The 24,411-nt window shown below is 67.8% G+C and carries 21 protein-coding genes and 1 pseudogene; 12 read left to right on the forward strand and 10 right to left on the reverse strand.

Translation table 11 applies throughout. The features are described 5' to 3' along the window. Positions 1-44 precede the first annotated feature (44 nt). The 6 genes from ACWEV3_RS19955 to ACWEV3_RS19980 all read left to right on the forward strand — a co-directional run bounded on the left by ACWEV3_RS19955 (position 45) and on the right by ACWEV3_RS19980 (position 4,516). Positions 45-1,520 (forward strand): 2-hydroxymuconic semialdehyde dehydrogenase, encoded by a 1,476-nt coding sequence (locus tag ACWEV3_RS19955; protein WP_452615315.1) that lies wholly within the window; start codon positions 45-47, stop codon positions 1,518-1,520. Next, positions 1,517-1,648 carry a hypothetical protein gene (locus tag ACWEV3_RS19960; protein WP_452615316.1) on the forward strand — a complete coding sequence of 44 codons (132 nt, stop codon included), beginning with the start codon at positions 1,517-1,519 and terminating at the stop codon, positions 1,646-1,648. Before ACWEV3_RS19955 ends, ACWEV3_RS19960 begins: the two co-directional genes overlap by 4 nt. Further along, positions 1,645-2,412 (forward strand): 2-keto-4-pentenoate hydratase, encoded by a 768-nt coding sequence (locus ACWEV3_RS19965; protein ID WP_452615317.1) that lies wholly within the window; start codon positions 1,645-1,647, stop codon positions 2,410-2,412. The genes ACWEV3_RS19960 and ACWEV3_RS19965 overlap by 4 nt, the downstream gene beginning before the upstream one ends. Beyond that, positions 2,409-2,822 (forward strand): RidA family protein, encoded by a 414-nt coding sequence (locus ACWEV3_RS19970; RefSeq protein ID WP_452615318.1) that lies wholly within the window; start codon positions 2,409-2,411, stop codon positions 2,820-2,822. The genes ACWEV3_RS19965 and ACWEV3_RS19970 overlap by 4 nt, the downstream gene beginning before the upstream one ends. Positions 2,823-2,972: 150 nt before the next feature. Continuing rightward, positions 2,973-3,494, forward strand: coding sequence for a 3-hydroxyanthranilate 3,4-dioxygenase (locus tag ACWEV3_RS19975; protein ID WP_452615319.1), 522 nt, complete (start codon positions 2,973-2,975; stop codon positions 3,492-3,494). A gap of 2 nt (positions 3,495-3,496) precedes the next feature. Then, complete coding sequence (locus ACWEV3_RS19980; protein WP_452615320.1) at positions 3,497-4,516, forward strand: amidohydrolase family protein; 1,020 nt, start codon at positions 3,497-3,499, stop codon at positions 4,514-4,516. Between the two features lie 203 nt (positions 4,517-4,719). On the opposite strand, the gene ACWEV3_RS19985 is transcribed toward ACWEV3_RS19980, so the two are convergent. The 4 genes from ACWEV3_RS19985 to ACWEV3_RS20000 all read right to left on the reverse strand — a co-directional run bounded on the left by ACWEV3_RS19985 (position 4,720) and on the right by ACWEV3_RS20000 (position 8,848). Next, complete coding sequence (locus ACWEV3_RS19985) at positions 4,720-5,646, reverse strand: LysR substrate-binding domain-containing protein (RefSeq protein ID WP_452615321.1); 927 nt, start codon at positions 5,644-5,646, stop codon at positions 4,720-4,722. A 473-nt stretch (positions 5,647-6,119) separates the two neighbouring features. Beyond that, positions 6,120-7,388: an alkyl sulfatase dimerization domain-containing protein gene (locus ACWEV3_RS19990; RefSeq protein ID WP_452615322.1), complete on the reverse strand. Its 1,269-nt coding sequence runs from the start codon at positions 7,386-7,388 to the stop codon at positions 6,120-6,122. Positions 7,389-7,566: 178 nt separating this feature from the next. Beyond that, positions 7,567-7,992: a hypothetical protein gene (locus ACWEV3_RS19995; protein WP_452615323.1), complete on the reverse strand. Its 426-nt coding sequence runs from the start codon at positions 7,990-7,992 to the stop codon at positions 7,567-7,569. Between the two features lie 46 nt (positions 7,993-8,038). Further along, entirely contained in the window at positions 8,039-8,848 is an 810-nt protein-coding gene (locus ACWEV3_RS20000) for a TetR/AcrR family transcriptional regulator (protein ID WP_452615324.1), read from the reverse strand. Positions 8,849-8,866: 18 nt separating this feature from the next. Here ACWEV3_RS20000 and ACWEV3_RS20005 point away from each other — a divergent pair, with 18 nt between their 5' ends. Then, positions 8,867-10,213 (forward strand): alkyl sulfatase dimerization domain-containing protein, encoded by a 1,347-nt coding sequence (locus tag ACWEV3_RS20005; RefSeq protein ID WP_452615326.1) that lies wholly within the window; start codon positions 8,867-8,869, stop codon positions 10,211-10,213. A 425-nt stretch (positions 10,214-10,638) separates the two neighbouring features. After that, positions 10,639-12,015: a sugar porter family MFS transporter gene (locus tag ACWEV3_RS20010; RefSeq protein ID WP_452615327.1), complete on the forward strand. Its 1,377-nt coding sequence runs from the start codon at positions 10,639-10,641 to the stop codon at positions 12,013-12,015. A 7-nt stretch (positions 12,016-12,022) separates the two neighbouring features. Here the strand turns inward: ACWEV3_RS20010 and ACWEV3_RS20015 are convergent, their stop codons facing one another. Then, positions 12,023-13,228 carry an ROK family transcriptional regulator gene (locus ACWEV3_RS20015; protein WP_452615328.1) on the reverse strand — a complete coding sequence of 402 codons (1,206 nt, stop codon included), beginning with the start codon at positions 13,226-13,228 and terminating at the stop codon, positions 12,023-12,025. A gap of 106 nt (positions 13,229-13,334) precedes the next feature. Between ACWEV3_RS20015 and ACWEV3_RS20020 the strand changes: the two are divergent. The 3 genes and pseudogenes from ACWEV3_RS20020 to ACWEV3_RS20030 all read left to right on the forward strand — a co-directional run bounded on the left by ACWEV3_RS20020 (position 13,335) and on the right by ACWEV3_RS20030 (position 17,342). Continuing rightward, positions 13,335-14,882, forward strand: a pseudogene (locus ACWEV3_RS20020) (arylsulfatase). Between the two features lie 26 nt (positions 14,883-14,908). Continuing rightward, on the forward strand, positions 14,909-16,336 hold the full coding sequence (locus tag ACWEV3_RS20025; protein ID WP_452615329.1) for a sulfatase family protein: 1,428 nt from the start codon (positions 14,909-14,911) through the stop codon (positions 16,334-16,336). 97 nt (positions 16,337-16,433) lie between these two features. Next, positions 16,434-17,342, forward strand: coding sequence for a formylglycine-generating enzyme family protein (locus ACWEV3_RS20030; protein WP_452615330.1), 909 nt, complete (start codon positions 16,434-16,436; stop codon positions 17,340-17,342). Between the two features lie 170 nt (positions 17,343-17,512). Here the strand turns inward: ACWEV3_RS20030 and ACWEV3_RS20035 are convergent, their stop codons facing one another. The 4 genes from ACWEV3_RS20035 to ACWEV3_RS20050 form a co-directional block, all read right to left on the reverse strand. Continuing rightward, the gene (locus tag ACWEV3_RS20035; protein ID WP_452615331.1) at positions 17,513-18,835 is read right to left on the reverse strand and encodes an MFS transporter; all 1,323 of its coding nucleotides are present in this window, start codon (positions 18,833-18,835) and stop codon (positions 17,513-17,515) included. Beyond that, the gene (locus ACWEV3_RS20040; RefSeq protein ID WP_452615332.1) at positions 18,832-20,034 is read right to left on the reverse strand and encodes an acyl-CoA dehydrogenase family protein; all 1,203 of its coding nucleotides are present in this window, start codon (positions 20,032-20,034) and stop codon (positions 18,832-18,834) included. Before ACWEV3_RS20040 ends, ACWEV3_RS20035 begins: the two co-directional genes overlap by 4 nt. Before the next feature lie 229 nt (positions 20,035-20,263). Continuing rightward, positions 20,264-21,820 (reverse strand): acyl-CoA synthetase, encoded by a 1,557-nt coding sequence (locus ACWEV3_RS20045; RefSeq protein WP_452615333.1) that lies wholly within the window; start codon positions 21,818-21,820, stop codon positions 20,264-20,266. Positions 21,821-21,850: 30 nt separating this feature from the next. After that, on the reverse strand, positions 21,851-23,092 hold the full coding sequence (locus tag ACWEV3_RS20050; RefSeq protein ID WP_452615334.1) for a M20 metallopeptidase family protein: 1,242 nt from the start codon (positions 23,090-23,092) through the stop codon (positions 21,851-21,853). Positions 23,093-23,376: 284 nt separating this feature from the next. On the opposite strand from ACWEV3_RS20050, the gene ACWEV3_RS20055 reads away from it, so the two are divergent. Further along, entirely contained in the window at positions 23,377-23,982 is a 606-nt protein-coding gene (locus ACWEV3_RS20055) for a TetR/AcrR family transcriptional regulator (protein ID WP_452615335.1), read from the forward strand. A 96-nt stretch (positions 23,983-24,078) separates the two neighbouring features. On the opposite strand, the gene ACWEV3_RS20060 is transcribed toward ACWEV3_RS20055, so the two are convergent. Then, complete coding sequence (locus ACWEV3_RS20060) at positions 24,079-24,366, reverse strand: hypothetical protein (RefSeq protein ID WP_452615336.1); 288 nt, start codon at positions 24,364-24,366, stop codon at positions 24,079-24,081. Between the last annotated feature and the right edge of the window lie 45 nt (positions 24,367-24,411).

Genomic DNA, 24,411 nt, shown 5'->3' on the forward strand with positions numbered 1-24,411 from the left:
AAGCGCATTTGATCGCTATGGGCGCGGCGGTCAGATTGGAACGCATGACGGCACAGCACGGGCTCTGGACGCGCAACTTCGTCGACGGGCAGTTCGTCGAACCCGACACCGACCGGGGTTTCGAGCAGGTCGATCCGGCGACGGGGCGGCTGATCGCCCGCGTGCACGAGGCGGATGCCGCGCTCGTCGATCGCGCGGTCCAGGCCGCTCGCCGGGCCCTGGCCAACGGTTGGGCGGACACCGCGGTGCGCGAGCGGGCCGCGCTGCTGCGCCGCGCCGCCGACCGGATCGAGGAACGGTTCGAGGAGTTCGTCGCCGCGGAAGTCGCCGACACCGGCAAGCCCGTCACGCAGGCGCGAGAGCTGGACGTCGCACGCGCGTTGACCAACTTCCGGACCTTCGCAGACGTGGTGGCCGCGGCGGGACTGGAATCCTTCCTCACCGATCTGGCGGGCGGCGGGCAGGCGCTCAACTACGCGGTGCGCAAGCCGCTGGGCGTGGTCGCGGTGATCGTGCCGTGGAACTTGCCGCTGTTGCTGCTGACCTGGAAGGTCGCGCCGGCGCTGGCGTGCGGCAACGCGGTCGTGGTCAAGCCGAGCGAGGAGACCCCCGCGACGGCGACGCTGCTGGCCGAGGTCCTCGCCGAGGTCGGACTGCCGCCGGGCGTCTACAACGTGGTGCACGGCTTCGGCCAGGACTCCGCCGGCGAGCACCTCGTCACGCACCCCGGCATCGACGGCGTGACCTTCACCGGATCATCGGCTACCGGGTCGCACGTGATGAAGGCGGTTGCGCCAAGGGTGCGTCCGGTGTCCTTCGAACTCGGCGGGAAGAACGCCGCGATCGTGTTCGACGACGTCGATCTCGACGAGGCGTTGACCGGGTTGACCAAGTCGGTGTTCACCAACACCGGTCAGGTTTGCCTGTGCACCGAAAGGGTTTACGTCCAGCGAGGCGTTCTCGACGACATCGCGGCCGGGCTGGTCGAGCGCGCCCGAGCGCTGCGGCTGGGGCCGCCGGGGGACCCGCAGACCACCACCGGCCCGTTGATCTCGCACGCTCACCGCAAGAAGGTGCTCAACTACTTCGCACTGGCCGAACAGGACGGCGCCACCGTGCTCACCGGCGGAGGGGTGCCCGCGCTCGGCACCGAACTCGGCGGGGGATCGTGGATCGAGCCGACCATCTGGACCGGGCTGACCAATGCCCATCGTCCCGTGCGGGAGGAGATCTTCGGCCCGGTGGCCGCGCTGATCCCCTTCAGCACCGAGGAGGAAGCGATCGCGCTGGCCAACGACACCGATTACGGTCTCGCGGCTTCGGTGTGGACGAACGACCTGCGCCGTGGACATCGGGTCGCGCAACGGATGAACGTCGGCATGTCCTGGATCAACACCTGGTTCCTGCGCGATCTCCGGTCACCCTTCGGCGGTGTCGGCCTTTCCGGCATCGGCCGCGAAGGTGGCGAATCCTCCCTCCACTTCTACACCGAACCGACGAATGTGTGCGTGCAGCTATGACAGTTCTCCATGTCGCGACCGACAACCGGATCGCCGCGGCCGAAACGCGGTTGATCGCCGCGATCGTCGACATCGCGCTCGATCTCGCCGCACGGCGCGACGCAGCAGCAGTGGGGAGCAACGAATGATCTCTACCGAGCAGGTCGAGGCACTGGCCGATCGACTGCACGCCGCGGAGGCGAACCGCCAGGACACGCCGAGTCTCGCGGACGACCACGAGTTCGGCATCGAGGAGGCCTACGCGATCCAGGCCGCGCTGATCGCCCGCCGGGAGGCGCGAGGTGAACGAGTGGTCGGGGTGAAGCTCGGCTTCACCAGCAAGGCCAAGATGGCTCAGATGGGCGTCTCCGACGTGATCGTGGGCAGGCTCACCGATGCCATGCGCATCGCGGACGGTGCCGACGTCGACCTCTCCCGCTTCATTCACCCGAAGATCGAGCCCGAGGTCGCCTACCGGCTGAGCCGCGACGTCGACGTGGACGACCCGGCGACGGACATCGAGTCCTGTGTGGACGCTCTCGCCCCCGCGCTGGAGATCATCGATTCCCGCTACCGGGACTTCCGGTTCACCTACACCGACGTGGTCGCCGACAACACCTCGGCCTCGGCTTATGCGGTGGGGCCCTGGCGTCCGCTAGAAGACGTGTCGAACCGCGCCGTGAAACTGCGGGTGGGGAACACCGAGGTGGTCGGGTCGACCGCCGCCGTTCTCGGGAACCCTGTCCGCGCGTTGCACGCCTTGCTGGACATGTGCCGCCGTCGCAGAATCCAGCTGAGGGCAGGACAGGTCGTGCTCGCCGGGGCGGCGACCGCGGCAGCAACGCTCACTGCGGGAGTCGCGGAATGCCGGGTTGCGGGAATCGGATCGGTATCGGTGAAAGGACGAGCATGAAAACCGCACGCGTTGTCGAAGGACGTGCCACACCGCGGGGACGTTTTCCGCACGTGAAGGTCGTCGGGGACCTGATCTTCGTCTCCGGCACGAGCTCCAGGCGACCGGACAACACGTTCGCCGGCGTCGAGGTGGACGAATTCGGCACGACCGATCTGGACATCCGCGAGCAGACGAGAGCCGTGATCGAGAACATCCGCGAGATCCTGCGCGACGTCGGGGCGGATCTGTCCGATATCGCGCAGATCACCACGTTCCTGGTCTCCATGAACGACTTCGGCGGATACAACGAGGTTTACGGCGAGTACTTCGACGAGCAGGGACCCACCCGCACGACGGTGGCCGTGCACCAATTGCCGCACCCGCACCTGCTGATCGAGATCCAGGCCATCGCACGCCGGAAGCAATGAAGTTCTTCCAGCCTCGATGTGCGTGGCGGTGCGGGTGTCGTGGGTGGGCTATGCGCCTGCGGCGCATGCGACAGCCCATCGACGTGCAGCTTTACGACCCGCGGCCGCGGGCCGACCAGGTTGAAAATGGCTCAATGAGGAGAGATCGCCATGACGAGACTGCCGCGGACCATCAACTTCCAAGGGTGGATCAAGGAGCACGAACACCTGCTCAAGCCGCCGGTGAACAACCGCACGATGGCGCTCGGAAAGGACTTCATCGTTCAGATCGTCGGCGGCCCGAACCAGCGGACGGATTACCACTTCGACCCGTACGAGGAATGGTTCTTCCAGGTCAAGGGAGACATGCACGTCGATGTCATGACCGGGGACGGGAAGGAGACGGTGCACATCCGGGAGGGCGAGACCTGGCTGCTTCCGGGAAACGTCCCGCACTCGCCGCAGCGGCCCGACCCGGACTCGATCGGACTGGTCATCGAACGGGTTCGAGAGGAAGGAACGCTCGAACGCTTCCAGTGGTACTGCCTCGAATGCGACTCGTTGCTCCACGAGATCGAGTTGCAGGTCCGGGACATCGTCGAGGACCTGCCTCCGGTGTTCGCCGAGTTCTACGCCGACGAGACGGCGCGGACCTGCCGGAAGTGCGGCGCGCTGCACCCGGGTAGGGGCTGATCGTGGACGGCATCATCGATGTGCACAGCCACTACGTCCCGAACGGGTGGCCGGATCTGACGACCGAAGCCGGCTCGGGTGCGCCATGGCTGAAGGTCGAATCGGAGTCCGAAGCCGTGATCATGATGGGGACCAAGGAGTTCCGCCGGATCCAGGCCGACTGCTGGGATGCCGGGAGGAGGCTGGCCGACATGGACGCCGACGGCGTGCAGGCGCAAGTGGTCTCTCCGACCCCGGCGTTCTTCAACTACGGCCGCACCGGTGCGCAAGCCGCGAAGATCTCCCGCATCTTCAACGACCTGGCCCTGGACATCGTCGCGCCCGCGCCTGACCGGCTCATCCCGTTCTGCCAAGTTCCCCTGCAGGACACCGACGCGGCCTGCAGGGAACTGGAACGCTGCGTGGCGAACGGGCACCGCGGCGTCGAGATCGGCAACCACGTCGGAGATCTCGACCTGGACAGCGAAGGCGTCGTCACGTTCCTGCAGCACTGCGCCTCGTTGAACGTTCCGGTTTTCGTGCACCCGTGGGACATGGCCAGCTCGCCGCGGCTGGACCGCTGGATGGCGCAATGGCTCACGGCGATGCCCGCCGAGACGCACCTGTCCATCCTCGCGTTGATCCTCGGCGGCGTCTTCGACAGGATCGACGACAGCCTGAAGATCTGCTTCGCGCACGGCGGCGGGTCCTTCGCGTTCTGGCTCGGCCGGATGGAGAACGCCTGGCACGGCCGCAACGACATCATCGGCACGTCGGAATTCCCGCCGACGCACTACCTGGACCGGTTCTCCGTCGATTCGGTGGTGTTCGACGAGCGCGCGCTCCGGTTGCTGGTCGACACGCTGGGCGCGGACGGGGTCATGGTGGGCAGCGACTACCCGTACCCGCTGGGCGAGCGCCCGGTGGGGGACGTCGTGCGCAAGAGCGCGTTCCTCGACGACGTGGCGCGGGACCAGATCGTCAGGCAGAACGCCGAGCGATTCCTCGGGATTTCCCGGAAGATCAGCTCGACGGCGGGGTAGTCGGACACGAGGTCCGATTCTGCGCCGCCGTACCGCGCGGGCTGCAACATCCGGAAGAACCTGGTCTCTCCGCTATGTCCTTCCGGATCCCGCTCGCGAAACCGGTCGCCCGCCGTGCCGTCCATACTGGACAAGTGCCTATTGCGGAATCGGATTCCCAAATGGGCACGCGTGGGTCGTTGAGGCGATCGCAGGGCTGGGGCCTACTTGTCGGCCATGGTCGCCGACACGCTGCGCAGTTCCGTCACCAACGCGAGGCTGGACGGGCTCAGCCGCCGTTCGGCCGAGAGGGTGATCCCCACGCTGTGGCCGACGTGCTCCAGTGCGACAGGCAAGGTGGTCAGCCGCATGTCGTCGCGCGGGATCAGCGTCGGCAGGGCCGCGATGACATCGGTTTCGAGCAGCAAGTGGCGCACGGTGAGGAACGAGGTGCACTCGACGCGGTTCTCCGGCAGGGGCACGCCGTGCCTGGTGAAGAACTCCTCCAGTTCGCGGCGCAGGGCCGTCTCGACTCCCGGCAGAATCCACGGGTAGTCCAACAGCTCACCCAGGCCCAGTTCGTGCTTGGCGGTGAGCGGGTGCTCCGCGCGGACGACGAGTTGGACCGACTCGTGGTAGAGCGGCGTGCGGGTCACCGATTCGCTGCTCGGCGCGGTCAGGCGCCCGATCATCAGGTCGATCCGCCCGGCTTCGAGCTCGATCAGCAGGCTCTCCGGGGTGCCCTCCCGCACCACGACGGTGAGCAGCGGCCGTGCTGCTTTCAGCCTGGCGATCGCCGCTGGCAGCAGCACGTTCGATCCGGCCAGGTGGGTGCCGACGACCACCGTGCCCCGGGATGCGTCGGCGAGCTCGCCGATGTGGCGGCTGGCCTGGTTGAGTTGGGCGAGCACAGCGCGGGCGTGCTCGGTGAACGCCTCGCCGTACACGGTCGGCGTCACGCCCCGCGGTCCCCGCTCGTAGAGCTGCACCCCGAGGATCTCCTCGAGTTCGTGCAGACTCCTGGTCGCCACCGGTTGCGTAACGTGCAGCGCGGCCGCCGCACCCACTACGCTCCGCTGCTTGCTCAGAGCGTCCACGAGGACGAGGTGCCGAAGCTTGAGCCGGCCGTCGAGGAGTCGGGGCAAATCCATCAGAAGTCCTACCGGGGGCAGCGGGATCGGTGGCGGCGCCGCCTGCCGCGCAATGCCCGGAGTCGACGAATGCGTCGACTATGTATGCCTGAAAGGCTATGCGTCAAGGGTTCCGTCGCGCGTCGCGGATATCGCAGAGGACACGCAGGCGGAGGTACCGGTGCAGCAGCGGGATGTCCTGTTCGGCCACCTATCGGTACACGCCCGGCCCGGAGCGGAGCCTGGCGAATTAAGGGCGAATTCCCTTGGCACGTACGATCTTTCGGTGCTCGTCGTAAGGCGCGGTGGCCGGTCAGCCCGGCCTGCAGGCGGCCTTGACCGGGCAGGAAACCGCCTTGCCCGGTCAACCCCAACCTGATTCGTCCTCTTTGGACGTCAATACACCGAAACCTGGAAAAACGGCCGATTCGTTCGACCGCTGGCCGCGGAGGAACATCCGCGTTCAGCGGTCGAACGCAATCGGTGGGCGCTTCCTATGCGAAGGGGCGCTTGGCCTTGGCGCTGGCTGCAGCGGACCTGTAGAGGTTCGTCGCCATCAAGCTGGTCTCCTGGGCGGCGCGGTCGGCGTAGAGACGTGCTACGCCCTCGGCGACGTCGGCATCATCAGGAGCCGCTTCCACGGCGTAATCCGCGAGATGGCAGGCCAGCGCCATGTCGCGGGGCGCGAGTTCGGTGGCCCGTGCGAGCAGTGCGCCGGCGCCGCCGGCCAGGGTGGCGAGTTCGGTGGCCACGTCGGCGCGCGGGGCCGGCTTGAGTTCGCTCGGACGCCCGCTCCACCAACCGCCGAAGTAGCGGATGACGTTGCGGACGATGAATTCGGCCTCGTCGTAGACGGGCTGCAGCCAAGGTGCGTCGGATTCCGGCAGGTCCACGCGGCGCACGATGTCCACGTGCGGGGGCGAACCGTCTTCGAGGACTGCCAGCGTGCGTTCGACGATGTCCTCGAGGAAGCCCGCCGTGTCCAGGAGGATGCGGCGGACGAGTCCGGGGTCGTTCACGACCGGCCCGCCGTGGCCGGGGCACAGCGAGGCTGCACCGGTCTCGGCCATCGCGCGCAGTCCCTTGGCCCAGTCCCAGGGATAGCGCTGTGCTTTCTGCGGATTGCCCGCGTTGGGCACACCCCAGATGATCAAGTCGCCGGTGCACAGGACGCGGCGTTCGGGGCAGTAGACCCAGGTGTGGTCGTCGGTTTCCCCGCGACACGCGTGCAGCTCGAAGGTCGTTTCGCCGACGCGGAGTTCGAGGGACTGCTGGTAGTAGCGCGTCGGCGGGTATTCGGGAAAACCGAAGCGCAGATCCTCGGACTCGAAGGTGGGGTCGTCGGTGCGGCCGCCGAACTGGCGGCTGTTGATCGTCGCGTTGTGCCGCGGGCTGCGCGCGTAACGTGCGAAGCGTTCGACCATGTTGGCCTGGGCGACGATCTGCGGTGCGGTCTGACCTTCGGTGAGGAAGGCGCCGAGGCCGAAGGCGTGATCGACGTGACCGTGCGTGTAGATCGCGGTGTGCACTGGTAGGTCGGTGCGGCTTCGGATGTGCTCGGCCATCTCGCCCGCGAACAGGCGGGTGCCCGAGTCGACCAGCACCAGGCCCTCGTGGGTGGCGAAGGCCGTGACGCCGGAACCGATCGACGCGAACCAGGTCTCCTGTGCGACCTCGATCGGTCCGCCCGTCCAGAAGAACTTCGCTTCCTGCGGGGTCCGTTGGGCCGTGGACGTCCACTGACTTGCGGGATTCTCTGCCATTCGGGGTTTCCTTCGTGCGTGGGATCTTCTCGGTGCAGCGTGGAGTGCGGCGTGACCTGGCGTTGTGGACGCGGTTTTGCTCCGCGGCTCGGCCGGCGTGTGGATGCCCATCCGGGCGTTTTGGCAGCCCTTGTCAGCCGGCACTGCGGTACTGGGCCGTTCTTCGTACCCGGTGTGCCTAGCGGCGCTTCCGGTCACCTGGGGTTGCGCGCGGGACGGGCGCGGCACGCCGGTGCAGCTTCCGGTGCCATGGCGGCCCGCCGACGGCCACCGCGACGGCGAGGCCTGCGGCGGTGATGAAGGGCGCCCACCAAGTCCATTGGTCCAGCAGCAACTCCAGCCCGACGGCACCCACGACGAGGAGCACCTTGGCGACGACCAGGTGGCGCAGCGGCGGGTATGCGGAAGCCAACCGCCCCAGCCGCCTCCGCGCGAGGTGCACGATGGGCGGTAGTACCAGGACGAGTACGAAGAGGCGTAGGGCGTGCTCCCAGACCGGAACGTCCCAACCGAACGCCCAAGCCCCGCCGATCACCAGTGCGGCAACGGCATAACCGAGACGCACCGCTTTCCCGATCGGGTCGGCGTCTTCTTCCACTCTCATCGGGAAGTCTCCTCACTGGTCGATATGACGCCGCCCGCGGTCGATCTCACCCGCGTGGAGTGGATACGGCGGCCGTCAGCAGGCCGGTGACCGCGTCGATCAGCGCCACGACGAAGATTTCGGTGCCAGGCCCGTCGCTCCGGGTTTCCGCGGACGCGTTCCGCTGCTCCAGGTCGGCGAGCGCCGAGATGATCAGTTGTCCGGCCCACCGAATTCGGGGGCGGACCTGGGGGTGGGACAGGAATGGAAGGCGATCGGTGACCAGATGACCGACGGCTACCGCTTCGTCCAGCCCGGCGATCTCGGGCAGCGCGGCCACATCGCGCCCGACGTACTCGAAAACCTGATTGAGAAAACGGACGTAATGACTGCCGGATTCAGCGGCCTGCTCGGCCAGCGGCCGAACCAGCACCTCGACCAGATGCCACGGTTCGTCGAGGCGCCCCTCGTCCTCGGCCAGTTTCAGCAACTGTCCGCGGCGGGTGTCGATGGCGTTGAGGCGATAGTCGAAGATCGCCCTGATCAGCGTCGGCTTGTTCTGGAAATGGTATTTGGCCGCCGCCGTATTGCGCTGCTCGGCGTCCGCGCTGATCTGGCGAAGCGAGGTCGCATCGATTCCCTGCGTCGCAAACAATCGCTCGGCCGTGCACAGAATTTGCAAACGCGTTGATATTTCCAACGTGATCCAGCTTCTTTCCGTTTCATCCGGCCGGTGACCTGAGTCCGCCAGGCGACGGATTTGCAACTCTGCGAACAATATAACAGTGCCGCTCGGGTATGCCTCCGATCGATCCTCGCTATCGCTGTAGGCGAGTAAATCATGTGGTTTAATGAGTGTCAACGCGCCGTCCAACATCACAGCGAGGAGATTCTCATGTCTGATTCGTCCAGCGGAGCGGCCGGGGCGCAGGCCCAGCAGAAATCGGTGGACTCGCGACTGGGCTCGGGTGCGCATGCCCTGATGCGGCAGAACTTCGGCAACATCGGCAACGCGCAGTTCCAGCACGTCGCGGCGCGCGAGGTCGCTGCCCCGAATCCGCCGAAGGTCGTGGAGGTCGCGCCGCGTACCTTCATGATCCAGCCCGGGATGGCCAACGTCGCGCTGTTCGAGACCGATGACGGCCTGCTCATGGTCGACTCCGGCTGCGCAGGCGACGGCCCCGCGCTCCTGCGCGCGGTCCGTCAGCTGAGCGCTCAACCCCTGCACACCGTCGTGTTCACGCACGGGCACGTGGACCACGCCTTCGGGCTGTGGGCGTTCCTGGAGGCAGGGGAACGGCCTCGGGTGGTCGCGCACGAGAACCTGCTCGACCACTTCGCGCGCTACACCAAGACGGCGGGCCTGAACGCCGCCATCAACGGACAGCGCCCCGGCGCCAACGGCCGCAGCTGGCCGAGCGCCCCGGAAGACTTCGTCGTTCCAGACGTCACGTTCCGTGACACCCTGGAGCTGCGCATCGGTGGCGAGCGATTCGTGGTGCGCCACGCCAAGGGGGAGACCGACGATGCCGCGTGGGTCTGGGCACCGCAGCGGCGGGTGATCGCGGCAGGAGACCTGGTGGTCGGCTACCTGCCCAACGCCGGCAATCCCCGCAAGGTCCAGCGGTACGCGGAAGAGTGGGCCGACGCCGCCGAGCAGATGGCAGCTCTCGGCGCCGACTACGTGATCACCGGCCATGGCGACTGCGTGCATGGCGCCGAAACGATCCGCGACGAGCTGCTGGCGATGGCCGAATACCTCCGGTACATCGTGCGCCACGCGCTCGACGGCCTCAACGCAGGCATGCGACCCGATGACATCGTGGAATCCCTGGTGATCCCACCGCACCTGGCCGCACACCCGCGCCTGCAGCCCCACTACGACCGCCCGGAATTCATCTGCCGCAACGTGATCCGCCGCTACGGTGGTTGGTGGGACGGCAATCCCGCAAACCTGCTGCCTGCACCGATGGCTGCTCAGGTGGGGGAGATCGCGCGCCTCGCCGGCGGTGTCGACGCGTTGGTCGCACGGGCCAACGAGCTGGCCGACAGCGATCTGCGACTGGCCTGCCACCTGGCCGAGTGGGCGTTCCTGGCCGACCCGCGCTCATCCGCGGCCCAGGACTGCTACGTCGCGGTGTTCGACCGCCGTCGGGACGGCGAGCGGTCGCTGATGGGCAAGCTCGCGTTCTCCGAACCGAGCCAACGCGTCAACGAGCAGCGCGCGGAAGCGGGCCGCTGACCGGTTTTCCCAGGCTGGTCCGGCGAACCCACCGCCCGCGTCCTCGGGCGCGGGCGGTGGGTTCGGCCGGTCAGCGACTGCCCACCATCGCGTGCTTGGCTGGTCGATCCGCTTCCTGCGGGATTCACATCGGATTGACTTGTGGGGTGCCAGGAGTCGGCCACCGGCGTTGACCAGAAGCTTTGCGCTGCACGTTCGCATTCGTAGATCAAGCCGCCAAGCACTGGCAGCACCAGGAGTCCGACGTCTTCGGACGCCGACGAGCGGCGGCGATCGAGTGCTCGACGCCAAGCGAGACGTCAGGTCTCGCGTTCACTCGGATGGTTGTGCCGCGGGCCACTCGATGTTAATTTCGTTCCTGGATTTAAAAAGTCCATGCAGGTTGTCTGCGTGTGGCAGTCCTCCAGCGAAGGTGGGTCCCGAGTATGAAGCAGGTCGCGTCTCAGCAGGCGCCCGTCAAGCAGAGCCGTGAAGTGCCGCCCGGTCTGGTGTACTTCCTCGGTGCTCTCGGGGCGATCCTCTGGGGTTACGACAACGGCGTCATCGCGGGCGCGCTGCTGTTCATGACCGAGGAATTCCACCTCGGTCCCGCCGCGCAGGGGGTGGTCTCGTCGTCGCTGGCGATCGGCTCAGGGGTGGGGGCCGTCGTGAGCGGCGCGCTGGCCAGTCCGTTGGGGCGCAAGCGACTCGTTTTCATCGCCAGCCTGGTCTTCATGGGCGGGACGATTGCCTGGGCCACGGCCGGTTCTGTGGCGATGCTCGTGGTCGGCCGGGTCGTGATCGGGGTCGGGATCGGCATCGTGGCCGTGTCCGTCCCGATCTACCTCGCCGAGATCTCGCCCGCGCGGATTCGCGGGCGGATCGGGGCGCTCACCCAGCTGATGATCGCCTCCGGGATCCTGCTGTCCTATGTGGTCGGATATGCGATGTCCCCGTCCGGGGCGTGGCGGTGGATGGTCGCCTTCGCGCTGGTGCCCGCGCTCGTCTTGATCGCGGGGGTCTGGGTGCTGCCGGAGAGTCCGCGCTGGCTGCTCACGCGGGGGAGGGACGAAGAAGCGCGGGCGGGGCTCGCGCGACAGGTCGCTGCGCACGAGGTCGAGCAGGCGATGCGCGAGATGCGCGAGACCTTCCACCGGGCGAAGCCGTCGTGGCGGGAGGGGTTCCGGCCGGGGGTTCGCCGCATCGTCCTCGTCGCCGTGGGAATGGCGGTGCTCGCCCAGCTGCTCGGCATCAACACGATCACCTACTACGCCCCGACGATTCTGAAGTCGATCGGGTTCAGCGAGGAAGCGTCCCTGCTCAACACGATCGGCTTCGGTATCGTTTCGATCATCTTCACGGTGCTCGCGTCCAGGCTCCTCGACGGCTGGGGGCGCAGGCCGCTGTTGATGGTCGGGGCGCTCGTGATGGGGCTGAGCATGACGACCATGGCGGTGCTGTCCTGGACTGCCGGACTCACCCTCGGTGTCAGCGGATTCGTCGCGATCGCGTGTCTGCTCGTCTTCAAAGCGATGTATTCGCTGTCCTGGGGCACTGTCGCGCGGATCGTGATCGCTGAGATCCTGCCGCTGCGGGTCCGCGGGTCGGCCCTCGGCATCGCGGAGGTCTTCAACTTCGCATCGACGTTCGCGCTGTCACTGACATTCCCGATTCTGCTCGCGGTCGGGAGCGGGCTGGCTTTCATCCTCTTCGGTGTCATGGGCCTGCTCGCGTGCCTGTTCGTCGGCGTGCTCGTTCCTGAGACGAAGGGCAAGACCCTGGAGGAGATCGAGGCCGAAATGCTTCCGGGTGGTATGCGGTGATTGGAGCTCAACCCAGTCGGGGCGCGCCTCGGCCGCGTCCCGCTGGGAGCTCGGAAGGTGGCGGGCCGTAGTAGAAGGTCTCGAAAGCGCTCGCGGCTGCTCCGACGATCCCTGGGGTGTCGAACGATGTCCGCTTGAGGCTCAACGAGTCTCGCAGCAAGGGGAAGACCCGATCGCGCGTGCGCTCCGTCAAGTCGTGCAAGAAGGGCTCGGGTGCCTCCGCGAGCAGGCCCCCGACGACGATCAGCGTCGGATTGAGCAAGTTCGCGACGGCGGCGAGGCCGGTGGAGAGGTGTCGCAGTACGGAGTCGCGGAGATCGGCGACGTCCTTGTCGGTGGTTGCGGCGTCTTCCAGAGCATTGAGGAGTTCGCCGGCATCCTTCACGCCGAGTCGGGACAGGTTCCGCCGGAGCGCAGGCTCCGCCACGATCGTTTCGAGGCAGCCGTGCGCTCCGCACGCGCATTTCTCCCCTTCGGACACGACTTGGATGTGGCCGAGTTCGCTGACTCCGTGCTCGCCGCACAGGAAGGGTTCGTCGTGGAGCACGAGGCCGAGACCGACACCGGTTTTGACGTAGACGAAGGCGATGCTCCGGGCGCCGTGGCCGAACCTGTTCTCGGCCAGCGCCATCGCGCGCACGTTGTGCTCGACGACGGTGGGCAGGCCGCAGGTCTCCTCGCTGATGGTCGCCATCGGAACGTCGTTCCAGCCGAGGTTGAGCGACATGAGGTTGACCCGGTTGGTCGTGTCGACCGCGCCGGCCGCCCCGATGCCGATGCCGATCAGTTCCGATGCGGCCAGTGGCAACAAGTCCTCCCGCACCCGCTCCGCGATCTGCTTCATGACGGCCTCTGCCGGTGCCGACGGATCGAACGTCCAAGTCCGCACGTCGTGGGTGCGTCCCAGGGCGTCGACGAGTCCGGCCCGGGCGGTGCCGACGCCGATCTGGATACCGCAGACCTCGACGGCCTCCGGGACCAGGCGCAGCCCGATCGCGGGACGGCCGATGCGGGACTCGGCTTCGGGGCTCGACTCCTTGATGTAGCCCTTGCTGATCAGCGGTGTGACCGCCTTGGTCACCGTGGTGGGAGACAGGCCGGTGATGTCGGAGATCGCACTGCGGGAGAGCGCCTCGCCAGAGCGAAGCAAGGTGAGGATCAAGCCATCGTGGCGTCCTCGGGTCGGAAGGGTGACAGGAGTCGAACGGGACATCGTCTTCCTCACGGAGCCATGTGGACCAGGCAGCTTGATCCTACCGCCCCGCGATGTTAATTTCTCTACAGGAGAAAATAAATCTTCGCTGGGGAATGGTGGTCTTATGGATATCGGGCCAGCAAGGCGGCGGACCAACGTGGTGCTCGTCGTCGCCGACGACCTCGGGTTCTCGGACCTGGGCTGCTACGGCGGCGAGATCGACACCCCGCACCTCGACCGGCTCGGCCGCTCCGGGGTCCGGATGTCGTCGTTCTACAACACCGCCCGATGTTCACCGTCGAGGGCCTCGCTGCTGACGGGCCGGCATCCCCACGAGACCGGGATCGGCATCCTCACCGACGACCAGCGGCCCTGGGGGTACCCGGGTTCGCTCGACGTGGCGGTGCCGACCGCCGCCGAAATCTTCCGGGAAGCAGGCTATGCGACGCACCTGTCCGGAAAATGGCACCTGTCCAGCGATACGAGCACGCCCAATGAGACCTGGCCGACCCGGCGCGGATTCGACGAGTTCTACGGGATCCTCCCGGGGGCGGACGACTACTTCCACCCCCGCAACCTGCATGCGGGAGAGGAGCGGCAGCCGCCGCCCGTCGGCGATTACTACTTCACCGACGCCATCGGCGAGCGCGCAGCGGACTTCGTCGCCCGCCAAACCGACGCAGGCCGGCCATTCTTCCTCTATCTCGCCTTCACCGCGCCGCACTGGCCGCTGCACGCTCCCGAAGGCGAAGTGCACCACTACGCCGAGCGGTTCACCGCGGGGTGGGACGAGCTGCGCGCCGCCCGGCGTGAACGCCTGGTGGAAGAAGGAATCCTGGGCGACGAAGCCCCGCTGAGCGAACGGGATCCCGAGCAGTTGTCGTGGTCCGAGGCCGAAGCGCAGGCGTGGGAAGCGCGCCGCATGGCGGTCTACGCGGCTCAGGTGACCGCGATGGACCGCGCGATCGGCTGAGTGATGTCCACTTTGGAGCATAGCGGTGCCGCGGACGACACCCTCGTGGTGTTCTTGTCCGACAACGGAGGGTGCGCGGAGGAGCTGCCACCTCCGGACGCACCCAAGTTTCGCGACCGGCAGCCCGCGCACACGCCGGACGGTGTTCCGATCAAGCTCGGGAACGATCCCGGTATCTGGCCCGGCGGGGAAGATACCTTCTGCAGCTACGGCAAGGCATGGGCGAACCTGTCGAACACCCCGTTCCGCTACTACAAGAGATGGGTCCACGAGGGAGGAATCGCCACTCCGCTAATCGCCCACTGGCCAGGCGGAGGGCTCGACACCGGAAGAATCGTGCACGCTCCGCACCAGCTCACCGACGTGCTACCGACCCTGCTCGAGGCCGCCGGCATCCCGTTCGCGGCCGGCCCGGGCGGCTCGATGCTCGCTGAACTCCGGGGGGAGTCCTGCGAAGAAGGGCGCATGTTGTTCTGGGAACACATCGGCAACGCCGCAGCCCGCCGCGGTCGCTGGAAGATCGTTCGGGAAGCCGACCGCGCCTGGGAGCTCTACGACATGGCGAACGACCGCACCGAGCGGCACGACCTCGCCGCGCAAGAACCCGGTTTGGTCGAAGAACTCGCTGCGCGCTGGCAGGAATGGGCCGACTCCGTCGGCGTCGTCCCGTGGGACACCATCCGCGCCGCAGGCCGCTGACGAACGACGGAAGGGAATTGATCAGCATGCCCACCAGTTCGGAGCGCCGCCCGAACATCGTGATGATCTTGACCGATGACCACGCCGCGCACTCGATCGGGGCGTACGGCTCGGTTGTCAACAAGACACCGCGGATCGACGAGATCGGCCAGCACGGCTGGCGGTTCGACAACTGCTATGCCACCAACGCGCTGTGCTCGCCGAGCCGAGCGTCGATCCTGACCGGCACCTACAGCCACGTCAACGGGGTGACCACTTTGGACACCCCCATCGATGCGAGTCAGCCGACGTTCATCAGCCAGCTGCGGCAGGCCGGTTACCGCACGGCCATGATCGGGAAGTGGCACATGGGCCACGGCGATGGCCACGACCCGCAAGGGTTCGACTACTGGGATGTGGTGATCGAACAGGGCGAGTACTGGAACCCGCGGTTCCTGTCCGAAGACGGCTTGCGCACCGTCGAGGGCTACGCCACGGACATCGTCACCGACCTCGCCTTGGACTGGGTGGAGGGGCTCGACGGCGACGAGCCCTGGTGCGTGCTGATCTACCACAAGGCACCGCACCGTCCGTGGGAGCCGAACCACGAGCACAAGGGCATGTACTCGGATCCGGTTCCGGTGCCGGAAACGTTCCACGACGACTACGCCACCCGCTCGGCCTCCGCTCGTCGGGCCGCGGTGCGGATGGCGGAAAACCTGAACGAGGAGGACCTCAAGGTCCAGCCGCCGGAAGGGTTGACCTACGACGAGCTGGCCGTGTGGAAGTACCAGCGGTTCATGGAGGACTACCTGGCCTGCGTCGCGAGCGTCGACGACAACGTGGGCCGGGTCATCGACTGGTTGCGGGAGCGAGGGGAGTTCGACGACACCCTCCTGATGTACGCCTCCGACCAAGGCTTCTTCCTCGGCGACCACGGATGGTTCGACAAGCGGTTCATGTACGAGGAATCGCTGCGCATGCCGTTCCTGCTCAGCTACCCGCGCCGGTTGCCCGGGGGTGAGGTCTCCACCGGCATGGTCACCAACGTCGACTTCGCGCAGACAATCCTCGATGCCGCCGGCGTGGCCCACCACCCGCGCATGCAGGGACGGAGCTTCTGGCCCGATCTGCTCGGTGCTCCTGCCGCACCGGTGGAGGGCATCTACTACCGCTACTGGGAACACGACGACCAGTTCCACCGGGCACCAGCGCACTACGGGTACCGCTCCGAGCGCTACAAGCTGATCTACTTCTACAACGACGGACTCGGGCTCCCCGGAACCGGCCCGTTCACCTACCCGCCGGAATGGGAACTGTACGACATGCAGGCGGATCCGGACGAGCTGCGCAACGTCTACGACGACCCCGCGTACCGTCAAGTCCGTGAAGAGCTGAAAGCCGCCATGTGGCGCGAACAGGCCAGGCTCGGTGACGAGCCCCACCCCAGCCAGCCCAGACCCGCGGGGGTTTGAGCGTGGACATTTGCTGGCCGCTTGCGCTCATCGGTACGTGCAGAACACGCTCGTCGTCGTGCAGTTGGTCCTGATCGAAACGTAGGAGGGTGGGGTCGTGCCCCATTGCTGTCCGCCATCTCGCTCCGCCGTCGGGGACGAACCGGAACCGGTCGTGCACCTCCGGTCAGGTTCCGATGTGGACGGATTGATCGCGTTGCCCGGCGGCGTCTTCCTGATGGGCACCGACGATGAAGAGGGGTTCACCGCGGACCGGGAAGGGCCGGTGCGCGAGGTGACCGTCGCGCCGTTCGCGATCGATCCGCATTGCGTCTCCAACGCGCGCTTTGCCCGGTTCGTCGAGGAGACCGGATATCGCACCGAGGCGGAGGCCTTCGGCTGGACCTACGTGTTCGCCAAGTTCCTGACCGGAGATGCGCGGAAGCGTTCGCTGCGACCGCCGCAGGCACCCTGGTGGTGCGCGGTGCCGGGTGCTTGCTGGCGCGAGCCGGAGGGCCCGGGTAGCGGTCTTGACGGCCGATGGGACCATCCGGTCGTCCACGTCTCCTGGAACGATGCGGTCGCTTACTGCTCGTGGGCGGGTCGTCGGTTGCCCACCGAGGTCGAGTGGGAGTACGCCGCCCGGGGAGGCTTGCGGCAGGCTCGGTACCCGTGGGGCGACGAGCTCGTCCCAGGAGGCGAGCACCGCTGCAACATCTGGCAGGGGCGCTTTCCCGTCCGGAATACCGGGGAGGACGGCTACGTCGGCACGGCCCCGGTGGATGCCTTCCCACCCAACGGTTTCGGTCTCCACAACACTTCTGGCAACGTGTGGGAGTGGTGCGCCGACCTGTTCGACCCGGCATTGCCTGGCCGGTCGATGCGCGGCGGTTCCTACCTCTGCCACGACTCCTACTGCAACCGCTACCGGGTGGCCGCGCGCACCTCGAACACGCCCGACAGCGCGAGCGGGAACCTCGGCTTCCGCGTCGCGGCGGATCTTCGCCCGGTCGGACGCCGGCACTGAGCGGATTACCGCAGACGTCAGCCGCGGTCGAGAAGACCCACATCAACGACGGCTTCCTCTTCCTGGGCTTCCACATCCAGGCGAGAACCCGGGGCGACGGACGGTCCCGATCAGTCCTTTGGAACGGCGGACTGCCTGTGGTGCAGGGGTTTGCCGCCTGCGGGAATGCGTCATCCTTTGCTGGTGGTGACTTCCCAGCGTGCCTGCTCGGTGGTGTCGCGGGCATAAGGGCGGTACAGGGCGGCCGAGGCGAGGCCGTTCGCCGCGGTGAGCGCGACCGTGATGAGCAGCAGCGCGGGTTGCAGCCCGATCTGGTCACCGAGGTAGCCCGCGAGCAGCGCGTAGCCGCCATATGCGACGGATTCGACCAGGTAGACGGACACGGCGAAGGCCAGGGAACGCAGGTGCGGTGGGACGACCGCCATCACGAGCGGGCGGTTCACCACCGGGACCTGCCCTTGGAGCAGTCCGAGCATCGCGAACAGCACCACGTACGGCGTGATGCCCTCCGCCGTGACCTGCAGCGTGACGAAGGCGATGGCGGCGAAGGCGAGCTGGCTGGCCTGGAGCATGATCACGCGGCCGCTTCGGGGGAGGGCCAGGTGGAGGCGGTCCAGGAGTCGCCCCCCGAGGAGGGTGCCGGCGACGTACCCCAGCGAGAACGGCAGCGCGGCCAGCGATGCCGTCGAGGTCGAGAACCCGCGTTCCTCGACCAGGAACACGATCCCGAAGCTCATCATCACGTTCTGGCCCGAGAACAGCCGCTGCGCCAGCAGGTAGCGGAAGCTGCGGATGCGAAGCAGTTCGCGCAGGCCGTCGCGCGCCTTTCGCGCCTTGGTCCCGAGTTCGTCGCGATGCGGTGCGCTGCTGTCGGCGGTTGGCCTGGGATCGTCGAGGAAAGCCAGGATCAGGACACCGATCACCAGGCAGACCGCGCCCGAGCTGAGGTAGCCGTAGCGCCAGCCGTTGTCGAGGTGCGCCAGCAATCCGAACACCGGGGCGCTGGCGCCGGTGATGATCGCGACCCCGGCGTAGAGGATCCCGGTGGCGCGGCCGCGGTGGTGGTCGTCGTAGACGTCGCCGAGGATCTCCAGGGCAATGGCGCCGGAACCGGCGAAGCCGGCGGCGCCGATGCCGTAGAACACGAGGAACAGGGTGAAGTTCGCGGACATGCCGGCGGCGATGATCCAGACTCCCCAGAACCCGGAGCAGATCGCCAGGACCGTCCGTCGCGAGTACCGGCGGCCGAGCATCGCCCACGGGACGCTCGTGGCGGCGCCTGCGACCTTGGCGACCGCGACGATCGTGCCCAGTGCTGCCGCCGACAGCCCGAAGGCGTCGCGCATGAGCGGGAACATCACCGTGGTGATGCTGTTCTCGGCGTTGTCCATGGAGGTCGATGCGGTGAGCAGGGCGAGGTTCTTGCCACGTGACCACCGGGTTCCGTGCCCGGGTGCCACGGCGGCCCCCTCGGTCCGGGTGGCGGCGCTCACCGCGAGGCTCCGGCTGCCGTTGCGGCCCTTCCCGCGAGGCCCTTGGCGATGGCGTTCTTGTGGATCTCGGTGGTGCCGGTGACGATCCGGAACATGCGCAGGGTGCGGAAGATCTGCTCCACCTCGTGCCCCTGCGTGACGCCGGTCTTGCCGTGGATCTGCACGGCGAGGTCGGCCACCCGGAAGGCCGCTTCGGCGGTGAACAGCTTGCACATGTTGGCCTCGACGACGATCGGCTCACCGCGGTCGGCCTGGGCCGCGGTGGCCAGCACCATCGCGCGGGCGGCATGCAGGTCGGTGGACATCTGCGCGAGGTGGTGCTGGATCGCCTGCAACTCGACCATGGGGCCGCCGAAGACGGTGCGGTTGCGGGCGTAGTCCAGCGACAGCTGCAGGGCGCGCCGGGCGAGGCCGATCATGGTGGGGCAGTGCAGCAGGCGGTTCATGTTGATCCGGCCGACACCGACCTGCAGCCCCTTGCCGAGGGGACCGAGCACGTTCGCCGCGGGCACGAAGCAGTCTTCGAGGAGGATGTCGCCCTCGATGTGCTGGCCGGACATGGGGGTGTCGCCGTCGAGCACGGTGCAGCCCGCAGCATCGAAGTCGACGATGAACGCGCTGTACGTCTCGCCCTCGTCGTGATGGCGGGCGACCACGATCGCGAAGTCGGCGAAGGGAGCTGCGGAGCTGAACACCTTGCGGCCGGTCAGCCGATACCCGTCTTCGTCGCGCCGGGCGGTCGTCGTCATCCGGCGGATGTCGGAGCCGGCCTGGGGTTCGGTGAGCGAGAAGCAGCAGGCCCGCTCGCCGCGGACGACCGGTAGGAAGTACCGCTCCAGCTGCTCCTGGGTGGCGACGTTGAGCGCCACGCCCACCCGCAGCGGCCCGCCCATGTCGCCGAGGACGTTCGGGAACAGCGACGACCCGCGGGCCGCGGCTTCCTCCTTGAGCACGCACAGGTCGTGGTTCGACAGTCCGTGGCCGCCCAGCTCCGGAGGCAGGTTGATGCCGTAGAAGCCCAGCTCGCGGCTGCGGCGCCACACCTGCTGCAGGGTCGCCCGGTCGATCCGGGTTTCGGCGGTGATGCCGCGCTCGCGCTCGAACGGGATCAGTTCCTCGTCGAGGTAGGCCCGCAGCTCGGCGACCCAGCCCTGCAGCTCGGGCAGGTGGCGGTAATCGGGTTCCAGCGTGAAGTTCATCGGGCACTCCTCGGAGTTTGTTGGCGGATTCGTTGCTCGCGCACTCTCTTAGCGGAACCTCAGGCGCTTCCTGGACTGCGGCTGCCCCTCCTGATGTATGTCCAATACACGGCGGAGGGGCCGCCCTCGCCAGGAAACCCCTGAGAACCCGCCGGTGGTTGCGCTGCACAGGTGGATGCAAGCGGCTGCCGCCGCTTCACAAACGCGGACGGCATTCGCCGACAGGCTCTCAGTTGACCCGGCGGTCGGCGCCGGCCCAGTAGGTCTCGCGGATCGCCTTCCGGTCGATCTTCCCGTTCTGGTTGATCGGCAGCGCATCGACGAAGTCGACCGATCGCGGGCGCTTCATGCGTGCCAGGTGTTCGCCGCAGAACTCGATCAGCGCCTCGGCGTCCACAGTGGAACCCGGACGCCGCACCGCGACGGCTTTGACCGCCTCGCCCCACTGGTCGTCGGGTACGCCGACGACGACGGCGTCGTAGACGTCGGGGTGGCGGTGCAGCACCGCCTCCACCTCGACGCAGTAGATGTTGAAGCCGCCAGAAATGATCATGTCCTTCTTCCGGTCGACGATGAACACGTAGCCGTCCTCGCGGCGGGTGGCCAGGTCGCCGGTGCGGAACCAGCCGTCCTGGAAGCTGCGCGCGGTCAGCTCCGGGGCCTCGTGGTAGCCGGGCACCACGTCCGGGCCGCGGACCACGATCTCGCCCACCTCGCCGGGCGGCACCTCCCGGAAGTCGTCGTCCACGACGAGGACCTCGGCTTCGGTGGCCGGTCTTCCGCACGAGGACAGCAGCTCCTGCTCGCCGTCCTCGATGGCCCGCCGGTGGTCCTCGGTGGTGAGGAACATGACCGCCGAGGTGGTTTCGCCCGCCCCGTACGCCTGCGCCAGGACGGGGCCGAAGAAGTCCCAGGCCGCACGAATCCGGGTCGGCGTCATCGGTGCGGCGCCGTACACCACGCGCTCCAGGCTGCTCAGGTCGAAGTCGTCGCGCGAACAGGTCTGCAGGATGAAATTGATCATCGTCGGGATGAGCAGCGCGTGCGTCACCCGCTCCCGCTCGATGGTTTCCAGCACCTGCTCGGGCTCGAAACCGCGCAGCACCACGAGGCAGCCACCGGCGAACACGATGCCGACGATCGGCATTCCCGACGCGTGCGTGATCGGGCCGACCAGCAGTTGCCGCCCGCCGGGGCCGACGCGGACTTCGGGGCTGGAGACCAACTTGCGCATGAGGGCCAGCCGGTTGCCCTGCGTCTGCACCGCCGCCTTGAGGGCTCCGGTGGAGCCGGAGGTGAAGTGCAGCACCGCAGGGTCCTCCGGGCGTACGTCGGCCCAGACGGGCGGCGCGTCGGTCCGGGCCAGGAAGTCGGCGTACCCGTGCTGCGCGCCCACGGCGCCGGGTAGCCCGATCACGTGCTCGACCGGGCTGTCGGCCGCCGCGGCAACCGCCACCGCGACGTGCTCGGGACCGGCGAGCAGGACGCGGGCGCCGGATTCGCGCAACAGGTGCGCGACCTCGCCCTCGCTCAGCCGGGCGTTGATCGGCACCCGTACGAAACCGCCCTTGTAGAGCCCGAATTCGGTCACCACGAGTTCGGCGCAGTTCCACGACAACGTGGCGACCCGGTCACCTGCGGCCAAGCCGAGGTCTTGGAGAGCGGCGGCGAGCCGGTCGGAGTCGTGGTCCAGCTGGGCGTAGGTCATCCGGGTCTGCTCGCAGACGACGGCCTCGGCTCCCGGCTGGTGCACCGCATTGCGGCGCAGGAACTGGGCAAGGTTCATGGGGGGCTCTCTTCCGGTGAATCGGGAAAGTCAGCGGGCTGCCGGTGCGTGTGCGGCGAGGGTCTGCGCGGCGAGAAGCGCGAGCGCGGCAGCCTGGTCGCCGAGGACGGCGTCGTCGAACATCGCGTGCGGGGAGTGGTTCGGCGCGGGATCCCCGTCGAGATCGGGCGGACTCGCCAGCAGCATCAGCATCGTGGCCGGCACGTGCTGGGCGACGTAGGAGAAGTCCTCGGCGCCCATGGTGGGATGCGGCGCCGCGAGGACCCGGCCGCCGAACGCCGCACGCAGGACTTCAAGAGCGCGCTCAGTGGTCGCCTGATCGTTGACGACGCTTGGATAGCCGGTGGTGATCTCCGCGGTCGCCGTGGCGGAGTGCGCCTCGGCGATCCCGGCGACGACGCGGGGAAGCTCGGCCTCGACCCTGGCAAGCGCCTCGGGGGACGTGGTCCGCACGGTCCCGCTGAGCCGGGCGGAGCCGGGGATGATGTTGCTGGCGCCCGTCCCCGCGGCGAGGTTGGTCACCGACAGCACCACCGGGTCGAAGACGTCGAACCGGCGGGTGACGTAGGACTGGAGTCCCAACACGATTTCGGCCAGCACCGGAACCGGGTCGACCGCCTCGTGCGGCCGGGAGCCGTGGCCCCCGCGTCCGGACACCTCTGCGGAGAACGTGCTCGAACTCGCGGTCACCGTGCCGGCCCTGGTCAGGAAGGTGCCGCGGGGACCGGGGCCGACGTGCGCGGCGTACGCCGCGACCGGGCGTTCACCGGTCACGTCGAGCAGACCCTCGTCCAGCATGAGCCGGGCTCCGCCGAACCCTTCTTCGCCGGGCTGGAACATGAATACGACGTCGCCGGCGAGCTCGTCGCGGTGCGCGTGCAGGAGGTGGGCAGCGCCCACGAGTCCGGCGACGTGGAGGTCGTGGCCGCAGGCGTGCATGGCTCCGTTGGTCGACCGGAAGGGCAGGTCGGTCGCCTCCTGCAGCGGCAGGGCGTCCATGTCGGCGCGCAGCAGCACGGTCGGGCCCGGGTGGGTGCCGCGGAGGACCGCGACCACCGAGGTCAGTGCCGTTCCGGTGCGCACCTCCAGATCGAGGGGGGCGAGCGCCGCGATCACCTTCCGCTGGGTCTCCGGCAGGTGCAGGCCCAGTTCGGGTTCCGCGTGGATCGCCCGTCGCAGCGCCACCAGCTCGGGCAGCAGTGCCTTTCCCCGGGCGATGAAGCGTTCGGCCGGCGTGGCCGGGGATCGAGGACCGTCCGCAGTGATCTTCACGGGGCAGCTCCATGAGTGGACATGAATTGAACAATATGTATATTCTTGAACAATGTGTTCGCGATCGTACGGTGGGTCGCATCGGCCGTCAATGCGCTTCTGCCGCTGCGAATCGCCGCTGCGGCGACGGCGATCGTGGTCTCGAAAGGTCGGTGCGGGCGCCAGCCCGGCGACGTGCAGGCCATGCAGATTCGGGCGTGGCCCTCTGCATCGGCGCCCGCAGGGTGGGGAATCATGAGTTCGAGACCCGCCGAACCGAGGACCTGACGGAGAGGAGCCGGGCCATGTCACCGCAGTCCGGAGGCGGCGACCGACGGGTGCGCCGCACCCGCAGGGCGATCCGCGAGGCGCTCGTGGAGCTGTGCGCCGAACAGGGCTTCGGCTCGCTCACGGTCGAGGACATCCTCGATCGCGCGGACGTGGCAAGGGCGACCTTCTACGCCCACTACAAGGCCAAGGAGGACGTCCTCGTCGACATCGTCCGCTCGCTCACCGAGGATCGAGCGGCGTGGATGGCGGAGTACGAGGCCCAGCGCCCCGATGGCTTCACCGGCTACCCCCTGCGCAGCATCTTCACGCACGCCGAGAAGAACGCCGCGGTCTACCGGGTGATCCTCCAGGGCGCCGGTGACGGCCGGCCGTTGCGCGAGTTCTACGAACGGACCAGTGAAGAAGCCCAGGCCCTGTTCCAGGCGCGTGCTGAAGAATCCGGCCACACCCCGCGCATCCCCGTGGAACTCGTCGCGCGCGCGTGGGCGGGCGAGCTGATCGGGACACTCGTGTGGTGGCTCCAGGGCGACACGGGATACACCGCTGACCAGGTGGCCGGAATGCTCAGCGACCTCTCCATCCACGGCCGCCGCTGGGCTGCGGAGCCGGCATCCGGCTGAGCCGGCAGCGAGCACATCGACATCCCGGCTACCCGGCTATGCGGTCGGGTCGTGCCTGATCGCCATATCCGACCGCCCTCTGCCGCTTCCCCTCGCTCAGAAGACCGCGCCGAGGTGCAGCCAGACCTCGTAGCTTTCCACGTCCTCGATGCTCTGGCCGCTCTCCACAGCGATCTGCGTGCGGATCTTGTCGCCGTCTTCGCCGCTGGTCTGCGCGTTCTCCGGGGTATCCCAGAAAGTGAGCGTCACCAGCTTGCCGGAACCGCGGGCCACTAGGACATAAGCACCCTGAAAGCCCTTCAGCTGCTGTACCTCGGCCGCAATCCGGTGAAGGCCGTCGAGAAGCTCGTCGAACCGCTTCGCCGGGCCCCGGTAGGTGCTCATCCGCGCTTCCATGACTGACTCCCGCGCTCGCCTGTTGGCCCGTGC

The sequence above is a fragment of the Saccharopolyspora sp. NPDC003752 genome, from assembly GCF_053605825.1.